Origin of the sequence: Clostridium pasteurianum BC1 (genome assembly GCF_000389635.1) — a bacterium.
Lineage (GTDB): Bacteria > Bacillota > Clostridia > Clostridiales > Clostridiaceae > Clostridium_I > Clostridium_I pasteurianum_A.
In genome coordinates this window covers 4,317,964-4,337,034 of the sequence record NC_021182.1, presented here as the reverse complement: position 1 = coordinate 4,337,034, position 19,071 = coordinate 4,317,964, and the positions used below count along the sequence as shown (strand labels likewise).

Here is a 19,071-nt window from a genome sequence, read left to right as displayed (position 1 = left end):
ATCTGCGTAATCTAATACACATATAAGTTAAATTTACTTTTAACAATAACATATCATGAAAAATATTTTTCTTCAAGTCGTTTATATGAAAGATAATTGCTTATAATAATAGTGTTAAACTTAAAATAAATTTTCATGAAATAAAATTTTATGAAAAACATGTTGACAAAATTATCACTTCATACTATAGTAAATATAGAAGGACAAGAGTAAGACATATATTCTGTAATAAGGCATATTCTGTCTAATATTATTTTATCCGATGGCTACCCACTCCAATACTCCCATATTTCTCAAAGAGGGAGTAAAGAGTGTCTACGTCCCTGGATAACGACTTCTAAACATCAGAGGTCATAAACAAAAATTCCATCTGATGCCAAGAATTCTGTTTATGAAAGGAAGCAAAGTATGGAAAATAATAAAACAGTATTAGACGTGATATTCTCTAAATATGATGATTTTTTCGATGCAGAAAAGAAGATTGCAAATTATATAATAAATAATAAAGAAAAAGTCATCGAGATGACAATTGCAGAGTTATCAGCAGCGAGTGGAGCCAGCGAAGCAACCATTTCGAGATTCTGTAAAAAATGCAATATGAAAGGCTTTCATCATCTTAAAATTAGTCTTGCAAAAGAAATTGTGGAATCAAATGTAGATGCTGTACCAGTATCAAATGATATTGATCAAAATAATGTTGATCAATCTTTACAGAATATTTTGGCCAACAAAATAGAAGAACTTAAACAGACAATCTCAATGATAGATGGGGAAAGGTTCAAGGAAATATTAGATATACTCAGTAATGCAAAAACCGTTCAACTTGCAGCAGTTGGTAATACTATTCCAGTTGCTCTAGATGGAACTTATAAGTTTAACCAAATTGGGATTCCAACTGTATCCAATACCATTTGGGAAACACAATTGGCTTATACCTATAATTTGACAGATAAAGATGTAGTCATTGCAATATCTAATTCTGGGGCTTCCAAAAGATTATTGACAGTAATTGAAGCAGCTAATGAGAAGAAAGCTACAACTATTTCCATTACTAATAACGAGTGGTCCCCTATTGCAAAAGCTAGTGACTATCATATTACAACTGCTACAAGAGAAAAATTATTTATGGATGAGTATTATTTTTCCAGAGTATCTGCATCTATGATAATTGAAATTCTGTATTTATTCTTAACAGTAAAGAAAAAAGATGCTTATAAAAATATTAGTAAACATGAACAGGATATTGCTGATGACAAATTGTAATAAATTTATTCTTTAATAGTACATCAATAAAAATATAGTGGAGATAATACATACTTCATTATTAATAAATAATTATAAGTATGAGAATGAAGTCAAAATTAAAATTAAATAGAAAGAGGGAATTTAAAATGAAAAAATATAATTGGGCTATTTTAGGAACTGGTAACATTGGTGGAGAAATGGCAACTGCGTTAAATGAAGTAAATGGTGAAATCTATGCAGTATGTGACATTAATTTAGAAAAAGCACAGGACTTTGCAAATAAATTCCATGTATCAAATGTTTATAATGATGCTGACAAAATGATTGCAAATCCAGAAATTGATATTGTGTATATTTCAACACCACACAATCTTCATTATGAATTTTTATTAAAGTCAGTTAAAAATGGGAAACATGTTTTCTGTGAAAAGGCAATTACAGTAAATGCAAAACAATTAGATGAGGTAGTTGCAATTGCTAAAGAGAAAAACTTAGTTGTAACAGAAGGAATGACTATGTTCCACATGCCTTTATATAAAAAATTAAAGGAAATTGTTGATTCAGGTGCTATAGGTAAAGTAAAAATGGTTCAGGTTAACTTCGGAAGCTGTAAAGAGTATGACGTAAAAAATCGTTTCTTCAGTAAAGAATTAGCTGGTGGAGCGCTATTAGATATAGGTGTTTATGCAGCTTCCTTTGCAAGATATTTCTTGGAGAGCAAACCAAATGTAATTCTTACTACAGCAAAATATTTTGAAACTGGAGTAGATGAACAATCTGGTATTATTATGAAAAATGATCGTGATCAAATGGCAGTTATAGCTTTAACTATGAGAGCAAAACAACCAAAACGTGGTGTTGTTGCAGGAGAATTAGGATATATTGAGGTAAACAATTATCCAAGAGCAGATAAAGCAACTATCACTTATACAGAAGATGGAAGAACAGAAGAACTTCAATTAGGGGAAACAGCAAAAGCTCTTAACTATGAGGTAGAAGATATGCAGGAGCATATTACAAATAAGACTGGCCAAGAACAACTTCAATTATCAATTGATGTTACTCACTTATTAAGTGAAGTAAGAAATCAATGGGGCTTTGTATATCCTTTTGAATAAAATATTATTGATTTTGTAGTTAGAAAAATGCTTATTATGCTTCTTGCATGATAGGCATTTTTAAAATGAAGCCATATAATAAAATATCTAAATTGATTGTAAATTATTCACATTTATTATTTAGATGAGGATAATGTTTAATGGACCAATCTTCAATTTCTTTAATAATCTTAGTAAGTTTTTTTCCTTTATTAGTAAGGTAATATTCAACTTTAGGTGGTATTTCAGGATAAATTGTCTTAGTTACTAATTCATCATTTTCCAATTCTTTAAGTTTTTCATTTAATACCTTTTGGCTGATTCCATTAGTTATTCGCTGAAGTTCTAAAAATCTTTTAGGTTCACTATATAAATGGCATAATAAAATTGCTTTCCATTTACCTCTTATAAAATCCATTGCAAAATCCAATAGGCATATATATTTTTTCCCGTTACAGTATATCATTGAGCTACCCGCCTTTAATTATTTTTAAGTAAATAGAACTAATTTTAAGATAAAAATACATTAAACTAAATTATATACTAATAATAAAATCATAGCAAATTCAGTCCTGTTAAATGTAGACGTTACAATAAATCTTACCTTTAAGTAAGCATCTAACGAAAAAGTACGTACTTGTTAATGAAACTATGAAACTATATAATGAATTTATGATTGAATGCTAAAGCAGGATTGAAAAAAAGATAAGTATATTATGGAGGTATGTATTATGAAGGTAGTTGCTTTTAACGGAAGTCCTAATAAAAATGGAAATACTTATGAAGCTATAAAAGTTGTAGCAGCGGAATTAGAAAAAGAAAATATAGAAGTGGAGATTGTTCATGTAGGGAATAAAGTAATACGTGGATGTTTGGCCTGTGGTGGATGCAGTAGAAATATGAATGAAAAATGTGTTATACAAAATGATGAGGTTAATGAATGGATTCAAAAAATGAAAGAGGCAGATGGAATTATTCTTGGTTCTCCTGTACATTATTCAGCTATAGCAGGAACAATGAAATCATTTTTAGATTGTGCATTTCTTGTGACTTCTGTAAATAATGGAATGCTTAGACATAAAGTTGGTGCCAGTGTAGTTGCAGTAAGAAGATCTGGCGGTGTTTCAACATTTAGTCAATTGAATAACTATATTAATTATTCAGAAATGGTAATGCCTACGTCAAATTATTGGAATGTAGGCTATGGTACAGCGCCAGGAGAAGTAGCTCAGGATGAAGAAGGAAATCAAATCATGAGAGTTTTAGGCAAAAATATGGCTTGGTTAATGAAAATTGTTGATTTTGGAAAAGATCATGTAGAGGAAAGCAAAAAAGAAGATAAGATATTTATGAATTTTATAAGATAACATATAATGAATTTTAGGGGGATTATTATGGTGAATATTTCAAATGAAACAGTAACTTTGAATAATGGTGTAAAAATGCCAGTATTAGGACTTGGTGTTTTCAGGGTAGAGGATAGTCCGGAATTAGTTAATGCAGTGAAATCTGCAATAAAGAATGGCTATAGAAGTATTGATGGTGCAGCAATTTATGGTAATGAAGAAAGCATGGGTAAGGGAATAAGTGAAGGAATCAAAGAAGCTGGAATTTCAAGAGAAGATTTATTTATAACATCAAAGGTTTGGAATGCGGATTTGGGATATGAATCAACCATAGCAGCCTATGAAACAAGTTTAAAAAAACTTGGACTTGACTATTTAGATTTATATCTTATACATTGGCCTGTACAGGGAAAATATAAGGAAGCTTGGAGAGCATTGGAATATCTATATAAGCAAGGTCGTGTAAGAACCATAGGAGTAAGTAATTTTCAGGTGCATCATCTTGAAGACATATTAAAGGATGCAGAAATTAAGCCAATGATAAATCAAATAGAATTTCATCCACGTTTAACACAAGGTAAGGTAAGAGAATTCTGTGAAAAAAATAATATTCAAGTGGAAGCTTGGTCACCATTAATGGTTGGTAAATTATTTGACAATAAAATATTAAAGGAAATTGCTGATAAATATAATAAATCAATTGCTCAGGTTATATTGCGTTGGGATTTAGAGAATAACATAGTTACTATTCCAAAATCTACAAATGAAAGCAGAATAATCCAAAATTCAAATATATTTAATTTTCAGTTAACTAGAGAAGAGGTTGAAAGAATAAGTAGCTTAAATCAGGATCTAAGAGTAGGACCTGATCCAGATAATTTTGATTTCTAATTAGATGGGGATTTAGGTGATTATATTGTAGTATGGAGCTGTCTTGCAATGCATTGCAAGACAGCTTTTTAACTATTCCACTATTAAAAATATGATTTTTAATAAACAAATGAGCCTATGAGCCTATTCTTAAATTTAATGAATATTTATTTTTTTAAAACGGTATTGTATTTTGTAAAATTCTTGATAAATACATGTAATTTAAAAATCAAGTAACAAAAAGATGTTTTTGTTACTTGATTTTTGATACTTATTTTGTTATAATCAATATATAAACTTAAGTTGAGTAAGTAATCTTACAAACTATTGATAACACTTAAATTTATTTATCAGTAAAGAGTGGCCAAGATTACGGATAACGAGTTCTAAGTATCATAGGCCATAAACAGAAACTTCACCTGATGCCAAGAATTCTGTTTATAAGGATCACTTGCTCAATATAGGATAAAAGGAGGCGTGGCAATTGAGAGGTTAAGAATGATATCTTTCATCTAATAATTTCTCAATGATAAAATATGGCAAATGAATTAAAACTAAGTAAAGACATTATTTTGGATGCTGCTGAAAAACTAATTCGTCGTTATGGATCAGAAAAAACTTCTGTTATAGATATAGCTAAAGAGCTCCATGTCAGTCATGGTATGATTTATAGGTATTTTCCCAGCAAATCTTCTTTACAGGAAGATGTGACAGAAAGGTGGCTTAATAGAGCCTTAGTGTCCCTGAAAACTATTGCTGAGGAAACAAAGGGAACTGCTATTGAATGTTTAACATTATGGATGGATACACTGATAAAATTCAAACGTACAAATTCCATTTCAGATCCGGAGTTATTTATGATGTATACAAAAGTAACCTTGGAATCAACAGAAATGATTTCTAAACACATGAATGAATTAATTATGCAGATATCCAATATTGTTAAATATGGAATGAATTATGGAGAATTTAAAACAGGAGAACCTGAGGCTATTGGAAAAAGTATTTTTATAGCTACTTCCAGATTTCATCACCCTGCTCATTCCTATGAATGGCTGGCTGATAATATAGATGAAGATTTTCAAGGTGTGTGGAAGCTTATACTTTCAGGAATTTTAGAGTAGATTCTTTAAAGCTATATGATCATGTGATAATTTCAACTGTTTGATATAATATCAAAGTTTTTAAACATTAAAAAAGCATATTAATTTCAAAGCAGAGAGGATTATAGATGTGAATATTGAAAATATTTAAGTTTTTTACAAAGAAGATGCCTTATTGATCGCAATATAAGATTTAATACTAAAAATTTTATGAAATTCAAATATTAGATTTATTATGAGGAGGAACAAACACTATGGAAAAAAAATTAGAAGGTAAAGTGGCTTTGGTAACAGGCGCGTCAAGGGGAATTGGATATGCAATTGCTAAGGAATTAGCGTCAAATGGAGCAAAGGTCATTGTTAATTATGCGGGAAATACAGAGAAAGCTGAAGAGGCTGTTACAAGTATTAAACATACGGGGGGAGAGGCTCAGGCAATTAAAGCAGACGTAAGTAAGGTATCAGAAGTGGAAAAGTTATTTAAAGAGTCTATTGAAATCTATGGCAAAATAGATATTCTTGTGAATAATGCAGGTATAATGATTACTAAACCTATTGATAAAATTACTGAGGAAGATTTTGATAAGCTTATAGAAATAAATGTTAAAGGAACTTTTTTTGCATGTCAACAGGCAGCAAAATATATGAAAGACTCTGGAAGAATTATTAATATATCAACTTCTGTAGCTGGGCAAATGTTCCCTGGATATAGTTTGTATGCTGGTTCAAAAGGGGCTGTAGAGCAGTTTACCCGTCAATTGGCAAAGGAATTTGGGCCAAAGGGCATTACAATTAATGCTATAGCTCCAGGACCAGTGAATACAGAATTATTCACTGTAGGTAAAACTGAAGAACAAATTGAAGGAATTAAGAAAATGAATGCCTTTGGACGTTTAGGGGAACCAAGTGATATATCAAATACAGTTTTACTATTAGCAAGTGATGAATCTCAATGGATTACAGGTCAAACTATTCGTGTAAATGGAGGATTTATCTAAAAATATCACATTTATTAAAATTAAATATCAGTTAATATATTATAAGCCTGTGATTTTATTAAGTCACAGGCTTATAATAGTTTATATATTTAAAAATCATTTAAGGCATATGAAAATAAATAGTAAGTCAAAATAGACTAGAGTATACTGACTAGTTATTTATTTGAATGTTCCGAAGGGGAGAAGGAAATAGAAATGATTTATAAAAATATGAAGAATTATTGTAATATTGGTGATATCAGGCTTGTATATTATGAAAGAGGTAGTGGTGAAACTTTGCTGTTAATTCATGGGAATAACATGAACAGTTTGATGATGAAAAAAATGTTTAACTATCTTTCAAAGTTTTATCACGTTATAGTGTAGATAGTAGAGGCCATGGGGAAAGTGAAAATGGAGAAAAAATTTATTCAATTGAATTATATGCTGAAGATATGATGAAATTTTGCAGAAATAAATCCTTAAGTAATATAATTGTTATAGGATACAGCGATGGTGCAAATGTGGCACTAGCTATTGCACATAAATATCCATATATAGCTAAAAAAATGATTTTAATTTGTGGTAATTATAATGGAGATGGAGTAAAATGGATAATTAAGATGCCAATTTTATTTGCAAAATCAGTGGTAGGTATTGTGAAAAAATTTTCACCTAATGTGAAATTTATGTTCTGGAAAATAAAATTAATGGTAGAGGATTATGGCATAACTGAAAGTGAAATGAGAAAAATTAATACAAATATACTTATACTGACTGCAAAATATGACTTTGTTTACAGGCAGCATCAAGTAGATATGAATAGATATTTAAAAAATTCACATATGTATATTGTTAAAGGTACAAACCATTTTAATATTATTACTTCCAGGAAAACCTTTAATGTAATAAAGGCATTTATCAATGGAAGTAAATAGGAGCAATGAAAATGAAAAAAAGATTTAAGGTAATCATACAAAATATAGCTATTCTTATGCTTGTTTTTTCAGGAATGGCCAAAATAATATTTCCTTTCCTACACAATCATGGTATTATGCACTATGTTTATCGACTTTATACAAAGGTATATCCACAGGCCATAGTAATTCACAATACTTTGAATATAGTAATTGGATTTTTGACTTTATTTTTAGCTTTTAAACTATATAAGAGAATACGATATGCCTGGATAATACAGATTATTATGCTGATTATGTCCATGGCACTTCATATTTTTAGGACATTTAACTTATCTTCAATACTTTTAGTGTATGAAGCTTTTATTTTAATTGTTTTATTAATCTACAGAAATGATTTCAAAAGAAGATCCAATAAAATAACAGTTAAATATGGTATTATAATTGCATTTTTTTCAATTTGTTTAATAATTTTATATACTGCTATTGGCTTCCTTTCTATGAAGGGTAATTTCAGACATATACACGATTTTAATGATGCTTTGTACAGGGCTATTAAATTATTATTTCTTATGGATATAGAGTATAAAAATAGAGCAGGAAGATTATTTGCAGAATCTGCAATTATTTTTAATTGGATTTCTATTTTACTATCCTTTATGCTTATGCTAAAACCATTGATTTACAATCCAATTATTTCAAAGCGTGATAGAGAAAAGGTAAGAAGACTTGTAATGGAGTACGGTGAGAATACCTTATCTTATTTAGCCTTGGATAATGATAAGCGATACTATTTCAGTAATGTTGTGGAGGGAACAGTAGCCTTTACTATAGTGGCAGATGTGGCAGTCTGTTGTGGTGATATTATATGTTCAGATGAAAATGCGGAAGCCTTCCTTTTAGAATTTATGTCCTTTTGTAGAGAGAATGGATTGGAAATTGTATTATTAAATGTTTCAGAAAAATTTTTACAAATATATAAAAAGACAGGCTTTGGATGTGTAAAGTATGGAGAGGATGCAATGTTTCAGTTGTCAGAGTATAATTTGAAGGGCGGCAGAGTGGCCAAGGTAAGGGCTGCAATTAATCATGCAAACAGATATGGAATAACAATTGAAGAATATGAGCCATTAAAACATAAGGATGTTAATATAGAAGATGAAATAAATGAAATTACAAAGCTTTGGAAAGAAAATAAACATGGAGAAATGTCTTTCATGTTGGGAGGAACAGAATTAGATAATCCTATGGATAGACGATACTTTTTTGCAAGGGATGCTGAAGGTAAAATGTTAGGGTTTGTAGTATTTATACCCTTTGAAGGTGGAAAGGGGTATCTTGCAGATGTAACAAGAAGATTACCTGATGCACCTCAAGGTGTAATAGAAAAAGTAATCTATGAAGCGTTTATGGTAATGAAATCAGAAGGAGTAGAATGGGGAAGTATGGGACTTGCTCCTCTTGCAAATGTGAGGGAAAATGACAAGAACGCAATTACAGGTATATTATTTGAATTTATCTATGAAAATTTAAATAATATATATAGTTTTAAGACTCTTCATCATTCTAAAGAAAAATATGCTCCTACTCAGTGGCAATCAAGATATATGGTATATCATCCTAAAATTTTTACTCCAAAGATTGCCTATGCTATTGTAAAGGCACAGAATCCAAAGGGTATTTATGGTTTAATTAAATCATAATATTTAAATTTTTTTGTTGACAAAATATTTAATGTGATTTATTATGTAGTTAGGGAAAACCTAACAAACTAATGAGGTGATCTTGTGGACATTAACAAAAAGCTTTATGACACTTATACACAATTGATGAAAGTAAAGGGGCAGTGTTCCTGTAAGCTTATTGACGAACTGAATATGTCGGAATTAACTCTTCGTCAAATTGAGTATATAAAAAAATTTGATCAACAGGAATGTATTACTACCAGTAAACTAGCTGAAGTTTTAGATTTATCCAAACCATCAGTTACAGAAATGATAAAGAAGTTCATTAAATTAGATTGTATTTATAAGCAAAAATGTCATAAGGATGGTAGAGTTTATTATATTCATCTTACAGAAAGAGGAAAATGTATCGCACGATTTGACGAATTGACTACTAAAAGAGTGGTAGATAGAATTATTGAAAGTCTCAATGAAGATGAAATTAATACGTTAATAGATCTTCTGTCAAAAGTTAAATAAAGCATTAAACAAATTTTTTTAACAATATAGTTAGGTTAATTAAAACTAACTACCACAATTAAATATATAATTTGCAATTAATATTGTACATTTAATCAGTAACATCAGACAGAATAGACTTTGTTGCAATATATATAAATTTATCATTAAAAGGTGAGGGGAATAAAAATGAGAAATGAAATTATTGAAGTATTAGATGAGATTCGTCCAGCATTACAAAGAGATGGGGGAGATGTAAAATTTATAGACGTTACAGAAGATGGCGTTGTAAAAGTTGAACTACAGGGTTCATGCAGTGGATGCCCATTTTCCCAAATGACAGTGAAAAATTTAATTGAAACAGAATTGAAAAATAAGGCTCCTGAAGTTAAGGCAGTGGTAGGAGTATAATTTAATCCTCCTGAATGTTTATCCATTTGTTTATAGAGTTTCTTATGAAATAAATAGTAAGGGTATGTAAAATTAATAAGACAAATATACTTTAGAGCTACAAAGGATAAACTGAATTGCCTGACTAATCAAGGTTAAACTAAAAGGATTGGAGATGATTGGAATGAAAGAATGGAATGTAAATAAAGAGCTATCTGTAGCTGTTATACCAAATACAGTGCTGTTGCAGGGAAAAAACATAACAATAAAGACAAGTAAAGAAATTGGCAATCAATTCTATAATAGAATTGCACAAGATGGTTTTTATGGTATTGCATTAGCACTTAAGGAAAAGGGTAATGGAAATTCATATAGAGAAGATAATTTCTATCATGTTGGTACATTAATTAAAGTTGAAGATAGAAAAATATCAAAAGATGGTTATGAATTTACTATAGATGTAGTTGAAAGAGCTGAAGTAGAAGAATTTATTCCAGATGGTGAAAATTACAAAGTAACCTATAAACTCATTCCTGATATTATAGATTTAGATGAAAAAAATCAAATAGAGATGATGAATTATATTAAAACTTTAGTTTCTGAAATTAGTGAAAATTTTAGAGGTTCAGAAACCTATGTAGAATATATAAATAAATTAGATAACATTACAAATATTATTGCTTACGTATTTCCATTTATGAATTTATCCTATGAAGAAAAACAGGAATTCATGGAAATCCGTTCATTGAAAAAGAAAAGTTTGAGATTTTTAGATATACTCATAGATCAAAAAGAATCCATAAAATTTCAAATGGAATTGGCAGCAAAGTTCAATGATAAAGTTAATAAAAATTACAGAGAAAATATGCTTAGGCAGCAGCTTAAAGCAATTCAGGAAGAATTAAATGAATCAGAAGGAAATGAGTCATCAGGCAATAAAAAAGATTACAGGGTATTAATAGAGGAAGCTAATATGCCTGAAGATGTTAAGGTAATTGCACTGGAGGAATTGAGTAAATTAGAGAGACAGGGTTCTGGCAGTTCTGAAGGAAATGTTATTGTAAATTATCTTGACTTACTGATAAGTTTACCTTGGAAGAAGAATGAAATTAAGGACATAGATATAGAAGCTGCAAGAAAAATATTAAATGAGAGGCACTATGGACTTGATAAAGTTAAAGATCGTATAATTCAGCATTTAGTAATGATGAAATTGAAACAAAATAAACAGGGATCAATTTTATTATTAGTAGGACCTCCTGGGGTTGGCAAAACAAGTTTAGGTAAAAGTATTGCAGAAGCTCTCCAGCGTAAATATGTCAGAATAAGCCTTGGTGGAGTTAGAGATGAAGCAGAAATCAGAGGGCACAGAAGAACTTACATTGGTGCATTACCAGGAAGAATTATTCAGGGAATGAAACGTGCAGGTGAAAAGAATCCAGTATTTATTTTAGATGAAGTTGATAAGATGATGGCATCTGTAAGCGGCGATCCTGCCAGTGCACTGCTGGAAGTTTTGGATCCTGAACAGAATAATACTTTTTCAGATCACTATTTAGAAGTACCTTATGATTTATCAGATGTGTTCTTTATTGCAACAGCAAATTCCTTGAGAGATATACCGGGACCTTTGAGAGATCGTATGGAGATTATAGATATAAGCAGCTATACAGGTCAGGAAAAGTTTCATATTACAAAGGAACATTTGTGGGACGAGGTATTGCAGGAACATGGACTAAATAATAATCAGCTGCAAATTGAAGATGAAGCTTTAAAGGCAATTGTTGAGAAGTACACTAGAGAAGCTGGTGTAAGAAGTCTTAAACGTCAATTGTCAGCAGTGGCAAGAGTGGTATCGGAAAAAATTGTACTTGGCAAGGTAGATTTGCCTTATGTAGTTAAAGAGGACATGCTCTTTGATATTTTGGGACATGAAATTGCTGACCATGATAAGGTTGGTGAAAATAATCCACCAGGAGTTGTAACAGGACTAGCTTGGACTCCAGTAGGAGGAGAAATTTTATTCATTGAAGGAGTGCTTATGCCGGGAAATGGACAATTGATTCTTACAGGTCAATTGGGAGATGTAATGAGGGAATCTGCTAAGATTTCTCAAAGCCTTATTCGTTCAAGATTAGCTTTTAGTTCAAAAAATGTTGAATTCAATAAAAATGATTTACATCTTCATGTACCAGCAGGAGCTATTCCAAAAGATGGACCATCTGCAGGAGTAGCATTGTTTACAACCATTGCTTCATTGGTAACAGGCCATAAAGTAGATCCTAAACTGGCAATGACAGGTGAAATTTCATTAAGAGGTGCAGTACTTCCGGTAGGTGGAATCAAAGAAAAAGTATTAGCAGCCCATCGTGCAGGAATAAAACGTGTTATTTTACCAAAGGGCAATGAAAAAGACTTAATGGATGTTCCTGAAGATGTTAAAAATGAATTACAATTCATTCCTGTGGAAACTATTGAAGATGTGATAAAGGAAACTATAGGTATAGAACTTCCAAAACCAGCTGCTTTGGATATGACAACAGGGACTGTGGGGGAAGTTAGAATATAGAGTTAATATCTAATGATTAAATATTATGATAAATTATTTATGAACGTATGTGGATTTACATAAAAATCTACATACGTTATTTTATTTTGTAAAGCTAATAAATTAGAAATAAAATTAGTTTGCCATTAATAAATCTTAGCTAATTAAAATTAAATAAGCTGAGATCTTAAAAAATGTTAAATTTTTCAATAATTATATTACTATAAAATGAAAAATTAACGATTATATGGTATAATAACAAATAAATATAAATAACATATTCTATTTGATTATCAATGAATCTTATTCAGTAGGAGTTTGTATTTTAACTGAGTTTAGATGAATTATGCAGGGACATGCATATGTCACATATCCACCGCACTCTGCGAAAGCGATTCACATAAAATCAAAGATTTTAGTTCTCTGCTTTTCTAAAGGTGAAGTGTTACGGCGGCTAGTTATCGGATAGAATAGTAAAATAATATTATTATGGTTGACTAGAAAACTAGAGACTAATCTTTTTTAGATTAATTTAAAAAAGATTAGTCTTTTTATGTTATTTAAATTTAAGCATATTTAAGCATAATAAAGCTATGAATATTAACCATAGTAATATATACATTGTTTCAAACTATTATGATAAGGGGGTATATTAGTGCTATGAGTAATTTTATAGACAAATTAGTAAATACTAAAGTAGATAGAAGAAAATTTCTTAAAGGAAGTGCTGCCGTTGCAGCGGCTGTTGCAGGTTTGCCTTTAGTAGCTTATGATAACACATTAAAAGAAACAACGTTGAAGGAGAAAGATGTAGGTCATATTAATACAGATACTGGAAAATGGGTTGCAGCGGCATGCTGGCACAATTGTGGAGGAAGATGTTTGGTCAAGGCATTAGTAGTTGAGGGAGTAGTGGTACGCCAAAAAACAGATGACTTAAGAGAGGATACTGATGATAATCCTCAGCAAAGAGCTTGTCTAAGAGGTAGAGCGGAGCAATTTGAGGCACAGGGTGCTGATCGTTTGAAGTATCCTATGAAACGTAAACATTGGAAACCCGGCGGAGGGGATAAATCACTTCGTGGAAAAGATGAATGGGAGAGAATTTCATGGAATGAGGCGCTAAAATATATAGCAGATGAAATTATACGGATTAAAAATAAGTATGGAGTGGAATCTATTTTTTCTACAAGTATTGAGCCTGCTGCTTTATTAAATAAAATAGGGCCTTATGTTTCTCATTGGGGGACTACATCTTATGGGGCATGGCATGCAGTTCCTCATATTCTGGGTATAGGAGATGGAGGTGTAGTAAAAGACAAAATAAATGACAGATTTGATTTGCAAAAATCAGAGTTAGTTGTGGGGTTTGGTTTAAATCCTGCCTGGTCTTCCTTTGGAAATCAAACGCACTGGTATTTGGAAATGAAGAAAAAAGGATGTAAATTCGTAATTATTGATCCGGTATATACAGATACAGCAGCTACTTTAGAGGCAGAGTGGATTCCAATTAAACCTGGAACTGATATGACACTTCAATTGGCACTGGCATATACAATGCTGCAGGAAGATGACCCGGTAAAAAACCCATTAATTGATTGGGATTTTCTAAATTGCTGTACTTATGGCTTTGATGCAGAACATATGCCTCCAGATGCAATAGTAAACGAAAATTTTAAGGACTATTTGTTAGGCAAATATGATAATATTCCTAAAACTCCTGAGTGGGCAGAAGAAATCTGTGGTGTGTCTTCTGATACAACTCGTAAGTTAGCAAGGCGCATAGGTAAAAATACAAGAGTTTCACTGCTAACTAGTTGGGCATCTGCACGTACTTATGATAGTGATTCATTGCCACAATTATTTATAACACTGGGTGCTATGGGTGGTCATATTGGTAAATCGGGCCATAATACCGGTGTTTCTTGTTCAGGTACTTGTGGAAACTTTGGAAAAGCCTTGGTGGTTGCTGGTAGCGATGGTATGGTATCAAAGGCAAAGACCTATACACCTCTTTATTTAAATGATACAGAAGGTTGGAAAGCAATTTTGGAGGGAAGTTATAACCCTTCTGCGGTTTTTCCTTCTATTAATGGTAAACCAGCTGATTGGAAAAAGTTATTATCAAAAGTAGACCTGACAAAGAAAGTTGAGAAAAAACCAATTAATATCCAGATGATATGGCATAGTGCAAATGCAATTCTTCAATCACGTGAAGGTATGAAGCAGGGAATTCAGGTACATCGTAAAGTAGAATTTGTATTAAGTCAGTCTTCATTTTTGACCACAAATTCAAAATATGCAGATATTGTTCTTCCTATTACTACCTGGTGGGAGCGTGGAGGTAATTTTGCACCATCATGCAACCGTGATATTATGCTTGTATACAGCAATGTGATAAAACCTATTTATGAAGCAAAGGATGACGAGTGGGTAAATATTCAGCTTGGTAAATTGTTAGATGTTCCAGAAAAAGATATGTACCCAATCAGTGAAAAACAAAGATTTTTTAATAAATTGGCAAATTCCACTGTAATAAATAAGGAAGGTACAGGGTATGAGCCCTTAGTAGAGATTACATCTAAAGACATAGAAGAATGGGGTTGTGAAGGTAAGCTACAATCGGGACGGGTTCCTTTGAATAAATTCTTAGCAGATGGTATTTATCAAGTAGAGAGACATGATGGAGATAATTATGGAAATATTGCCTATGAAAAATTTAGAAATGACCCTGTAAAAAATCCTTTAAATTCAGCAACAGGATTGATTGAAATTTATTCTCAGACAAAAGCTGATATTTTATATAGTCAGGGTTATAGTGAGATTTCGCCTTTACCCAAATATGTATCTCCAAAGAATGGCTATGAAAACACATATTTGAATCTTGAGAATAAGACTAAAGGGAAATATCCCTATCAGTTAATTAATCCCCATTATCCAAGGCGTTCTCATACTATTTATGATAATGTTCCATGGCTTCGTGAGGCTATGAAGCAGCCTGCTTATATTTCAAAACGAGACGCTGATGAGAAGAAAATTAAAAATGGAGATACCGTTTTAATTACAAGTGCTTATGGTAAAACACTTCGTCACGCTTACGTAACAGAACGTATTGTTCCAGGAGTTATTGGACTTCCTCATGGTTCCTGGGTAGATGTAGACGAATCTAATGGCATTGATAAAGCAGGGGCAGATAATTATTTATGCGGAAATATTTCTACTGGTGCCGGGGTTTCAGGTTGGAATACACAAAATGTAGATCTAGAGAAATGGACAGGTTCTCCATTGCCAGATGATGTGAATATTCCACAACGAATTATATTTTAAAAAATGTTTATAAATAAAATTAGCCTGCGATTTGCTGATATATAGATAAATTTAGAAAAAATTACAATTTAATAATATAAACTATAGAAAAGTTCTAATTTTTTTAATAATATATTGACATGAAATGAAAAATTAACGATAATATAATAGTAAACAAATACAAATAATATGTATTATTTGGTTGTAAAGATTAAATGGAAATAACAATTAATGATAATGGTATGGTTGACTAGAAAACTAGAGACTAATCTTTCTTAAAGTAGTTTAAGAAAGATTAGTCTTTTTACATTGTTTAAATTTAAAGATAAAAAGCAACTATGTACAAATTAACTATAACAATATTGATAATTATTTTTAAATTTTAAAGATGAGGAGGTATCAGTGCCATGAGTAATTTTATAAACAAATTAATAAACACCAAGATAGATCGAAGGAAGTTTCTTAAAGGAAGTGCAGCTGTTGCAGCGGCTGTTGCAGGTTTGCCTTTAGTAGCTTATGATAACACATTAAAAGAAACAACGTTGGATAAAAAAGATGTAGCTCATATTAATACAGATACTGGGAAATGGGTTGCAGCAGCCTGTTGGCACAATTGTGGAGGAAAATGTTTAGTTAAAGCATTAGTAGTTGAGGGAGTAGTGGTACGCCAAAAAACAGATGACTTAAGAGAGGATACTGATGATAATCCTCAGCAAAGAGCTTGTCTAAGAGGCAGAGCAGAGCAATTTGAGGCACAAGGTGCTGATCGTTTGAAGTATCCTATGAAACGTAAACATTGGAAACCCGGTGGAGGGGATAAATCACTTCGTGGAAAAGATGAATGGGAGAGAATTTCATGGAACGAGGCGCTAAAATACATAGCAGATGAAATTACACGCGTTAAAAATAAGTATGGAGTGGAATCTATTTTTTCTACAAGTACTGAGCCTGGCCCTTTACTAAATAAATTAGGTTCCTATGTTTCACACTGGGGGACAAGCTCCTATGGTGCATGGTATGCAATTCCCCATATTTTAGGGGTTGGAGATGGAATTTTAGTAAGAGATGCAGTAAATGATAGATTTGATTTGCAAAAGTCAGAACTTATTGTGGGGTTTGGTTTAAATCCTGCCTGGTCCGCCATGGGGAATGCCACCCATTTTTATTTGGAAATGAAAAAAAGAGGATGTAAATTTGTAATCATTGATCCGGTATATACAGATACAGCAGCTACTTTAGAGGCAGAGTGGATTCCAATTAGACCTGGAACGGATATGACGATGCAATTGGCACTAGCATATATAATGCTCAAGGAAGATGATCCGGTGACAAACCCATTAATTGATTGGGATTTTCTAAATCGATATACTTATGGCTTTGATGCAGAGCATATGCCTCCAAATGCAGAGGTAAATGAAAATTTTAAAGACTATCTGTTAGGTACATATGATAATGTTCCTAAAACTCCTGAGTGGGCAGAAAAAATTTGTGGTGTACCAGCTGATACAATTCGTAAGTTAGCAAGAAGAATAGGTAAAAATACAAAGGTTACATTATTAACTACCTGGGCACCTGCACGTACTCATGATAGCGATTCAATGCCTCAATTATTTATAACGCTAGGTGCTATGGGAGGACATATGGGTAAATCTGGACATGCTACGGGTACCTCCTGCTGGAATAATGCTGCTAATTTTGGAAAGGCATTGGTGATTGCCGGTAGTGATGGTATGGTGTCAAAGGCAAAGACCTATCCGCCTCTTTATCTAAATGATACAGAAGGATGGAAAGCAATTTCGGAAGGAAGTTATAATCCTTCTTCAGTTTTTCCTTCTATTAATGCTAAACCAGCTGACTGGAAAAAAGTAGTATCAAAAGTAGATTTAAAAAAGAAAGTTGAGAGAAAACCAATTAATATTCAGATGATATGGCATAGTGGAAGTGCACTTCTTCAGACACGTGAAGGTATGAAACAGGGAATTCAGGTGCATCGAAAAGTAGAATTTGTGTTAAGCCAGTCCTCATTTTTAACCACAAATTCAAAATATGCAGATATTGTTCTTCCTATTACTACCTGGTGGGAACGTGAAGGCAATTTCCCTTCATCTGGATGTAACCGTGATATTATGTTGGTATACAGCAATGTGATAAAACCTATTTATGAAGCAAAGGATGACGAGTGGGTAAATATTCAGCTTGGTAAATTGTTAGATGTTCCAGAAAAAGATATGTACCCAATTAGTCAAAAACAAAGATTTTTTAACAAATTGGCAAGTTCTACTGTAATAAATAAGGAAGGTACGAGTTATGAACCTTTAGTAGAGATTACAGCTAAAGATATAGAAGAATGGGGTTGTGAAGGTAAACCGCAGTCGGGAAGAGTTCCTTTAAATAAATTCTTAGCAGATGGTATTTATCAAGTGGAAAGACATGATGGAGATAATTATGGAAATATTGCCTATGAAAAATTTATAAAGGATCCTGTAAAAAATCCTTTAAATTCTACCACGGGGCTGATTGAGATTTATTCCCAGACAAAAGCTGATATTTTATACAGTCAGGGTTATAATGAAGTTTCACCTCTGCCCAAATATGTACCTCCAAGGGATGGCTATGAAAGTACATATTCAGATTTTCATGATAAGACTAAAGGAAAATATCCTTACCAGTTGATTAATCCTCATTATATTAGACGCTCTCATTCCATTTATGATAATGTCCCATGGCTTAGAGAGGCTTTGAAGCAGCCTGCCTATATTTCAAAAGGGGATGCTGATAAAAATGGAATTAAAAATGGAGATACTGTTTTAATTACAAGTGCCTATGGTAAAACACTTCGTCACGCTTACGTAACAGAACGTGTTGCTCCGGGTGTTATTGGACTTCCACATGGTGCTTGGGCAGATGTAGATGAATCTAATGGCATTGATAAAGGAGGAGCAGATAATTATTTATGTGGTAATATTTCTACAGGTGGAGGAGTTTCAGGCTGGAATACACAAAATGTGAATTTAGAGAAGTGGACAGGTTCTCCAATACCAGATGATGTAGATGTCCCACAACGAATTATATTTTAAAGAAGGGTGTGA

At 32.0% G+C, this 19,071-nt stretch carries 15 protein-coding genes; 14 read left to right on the top strand and 1 reads right to left on the bottom strand.

Features of this window, described 5'->3' with window-relative positions:
• Window positions 1–408: 408 nt before the first annotated feature.
• Both CLOPA_RS20100 and CLOPA_RS20095 read left to right on the top strand, forming a co-directional pair.
• Window positions 409–1,263, top strand: coding sequence for a MurR/RpiR family transcriptional regulator (locus tag CLOPA_RS20100; protein WP_015617262.1), 855 nt, complete (start codon window positions 409–411; stop codon window positions 1,261–1,263).
• 128 nt (window positions 1,264–1,391) lie between these two features.
• Window positions 1,392–2,363 carry a Gfo/Idh/MocA family protein gene (locus tag CLOPA_RS20095; protein ID WP_015617261.1) on the top strand — a complete coding sequence of 324 codons (972 nt, stop codon included), beginning with the start codon at window positions 1,392–1,394 and terminating at the stop codon, window positions 2,361–2,363.
• Window positions 2,364–2,466: 103 nt separating this feature from the next.
• Here CLOPA_RS20095 and CLOPA_RS20090 read toward each other — a convergent pair whose 3' ends face one another.
• The gene (locus tag CLOPA_RS20090; protein ID WP_015617260.1) at window positions 2,467–2,808 is read right to left on the bottom strand and encodes a winged helix-turn-helix transcriptional regulator; all 342 of its coding nucleotides are present in this window, start codon (window positions 2,806–2,808) and stop codon (window positions 2,467–2,469) included.
• A 265-nt stretch (window positions 2,809–3,073) separates the two neighbouring features.
• Between CLOPA_RS20090 and CLOPA_RS20085 the strand changes: the two genes are divergently transcribed.
• The 12 genes from CLOPA_RS20085 (at window position 3,074) to CLOPA_RS20035 (ending at window position 19,059) form a co-directional block, all read left to right on the top strand.
• Window positions 3,074–3,709 carry a flavodoxin family protein gene (locus CLOPA_RS20085; RefSeq protein WP_015617259.1) on the top strand — a complete coding sequence of 212 codons (636 nt, stop codon included), beginning with the start codon at window positions 3,074–3,076 and terminating at the stop codon, window positions 3,707–3,709.
• A gap of 27 nt (window positions 3,710–3,736) precedes the next feature.
• A complete protein-coding gene (locus CLOPA_RS20080) occupies window positions 3,737–4,579 on the top strand; it encodes an aldo/keto reductase (RefSeq protein WP_015617258.1) in 843 nt (280 codons plus the stop codon).
• A 515-nt stretch (window positions 4,580–5,094) separates the two neighbouring features.
• The gene (locus CLOPA_RS20075; RefSeq protein ID WP_015617257.1) at window positions 5,095–5,682 is read left to right on the top strand and encodes a TetR family transcriptional regulator; all 588 of its coding nucleotides are present in this window, start codon (window positions 5,095–5,097) and stop codon (window positions 5,680–5,682) included.
• Between the two features lie 233 nt (window positions 5,683–5,915).
• Complete coding sequence (locus CLOPA_RS20070; RefSeq protein WP_015617256.1) at window positions 5,916–6,659, top strand: SDR family oxidoreductase; 744 nt, start codon at window positions 5,916–5,918, stop codon at window positions 6,657–6,659.
• Between the two features lie 195 nt (window positions 6,660–6,854).
• Window positions 6,855–7,025, top strand: coding sequence for an alpha/beta fold hydrolase (locus tag CLOPA_RS26300; protein WP_242834236.1), 171 nt, complete (start codon window positions 6,855–6,857; stop codon window positions 7,023–7,025).
• 38 nt (window positions 7,026–7,063) lie between these two features.
• Window positions 7,064–7,576: an alpha/beta fold hydrolase gene (locus CLOPA_RS20065; protein WP_347460085.1), complete on the top strand. Its 513-nt coding sequence runs from the start codon at window positions 7,064–7,066 to the stop codon at window positions 7,574–7,576.
• A gap of 11 nt (window positions 7,577–7,587) precedes the next feature.
• A complete protein-coding gene (locus CLOPA_RS20060; protein WP_015617255.1) occupies window positions 7,588–9,258 on the top strand; it encodes a phosphatidylglycerol lysyltransferase domain-containing protein in 1,671 nt (556 codons plus the stop codon).
• An 84-nt stretch (window positions 9,259–9,342) separates the two neighbouring features.
• Window positions 9,343–9,759 (top strand): MarR family winged helix-turn-helix transcriptional regulator, encoded by a 417-nt coding sequence (locus tag CLOPA_RS20055; protein WP_015617254.1) that lies wholly within the window; start codon window positions 9,343–9,345, stop codon window positions 9,757–9,759.
• 168 nt (window positions 9,760–9,927) lie between these two features.
• Complete coding sequence (locus CLOPA_RS20050; protein WP_015617253.1) at window positions 9,928–10,149, top strand: NifU family protein; 222 nt, start codon at window positions 9,928–9,930, stop codon at window positions 10,147–10,149.
• 163 nt (window positions 10,150–10,312) lie between these two features.
• The gene (gene lon / locus CLOPA_RS20045; RefSeq protein WP_015617252.1) at window positions 10,313–12,697 is read left to right on the top strand and encodes an endopeptidase La; all 2,385 of its coding nucleotides are present in this window, start codon (window positions 10,313–10,315) and stop codon (window positions 12,695–12,697) included.
• A 639-nt stretch (window positions 12,698–13,336) separates the two neighbouring features.
• The gene (locus CLOPA_RS20040) at window positions 13,337–16,003 is read left to right on the top strand and encodes a molybdopterin-dependent oxidoreductase (protein ID WP_015617251.1); all 2,667 of its coding nucleotides are present in this window, start codon (window positions 13,337–13,339) and stop codon (window positions 16,001–16,003) included.
• A 386-nt stretch (window positions 16,004–16,389) separates the two neighbouring features.
• Window positions 16,390–19,059, top strand: a complete 2,670-nt coding sequence (locus CLOPA_RS20035) for a molybdopterin-dependent oxidoreductase (protein ID WP_015617250.1) — start codon at window positions 16,390–16,392, stop codon at window positions 19,057–19,059.
• Window positions 19,060–19,071 lie beyond the last annotated feature (12 nt).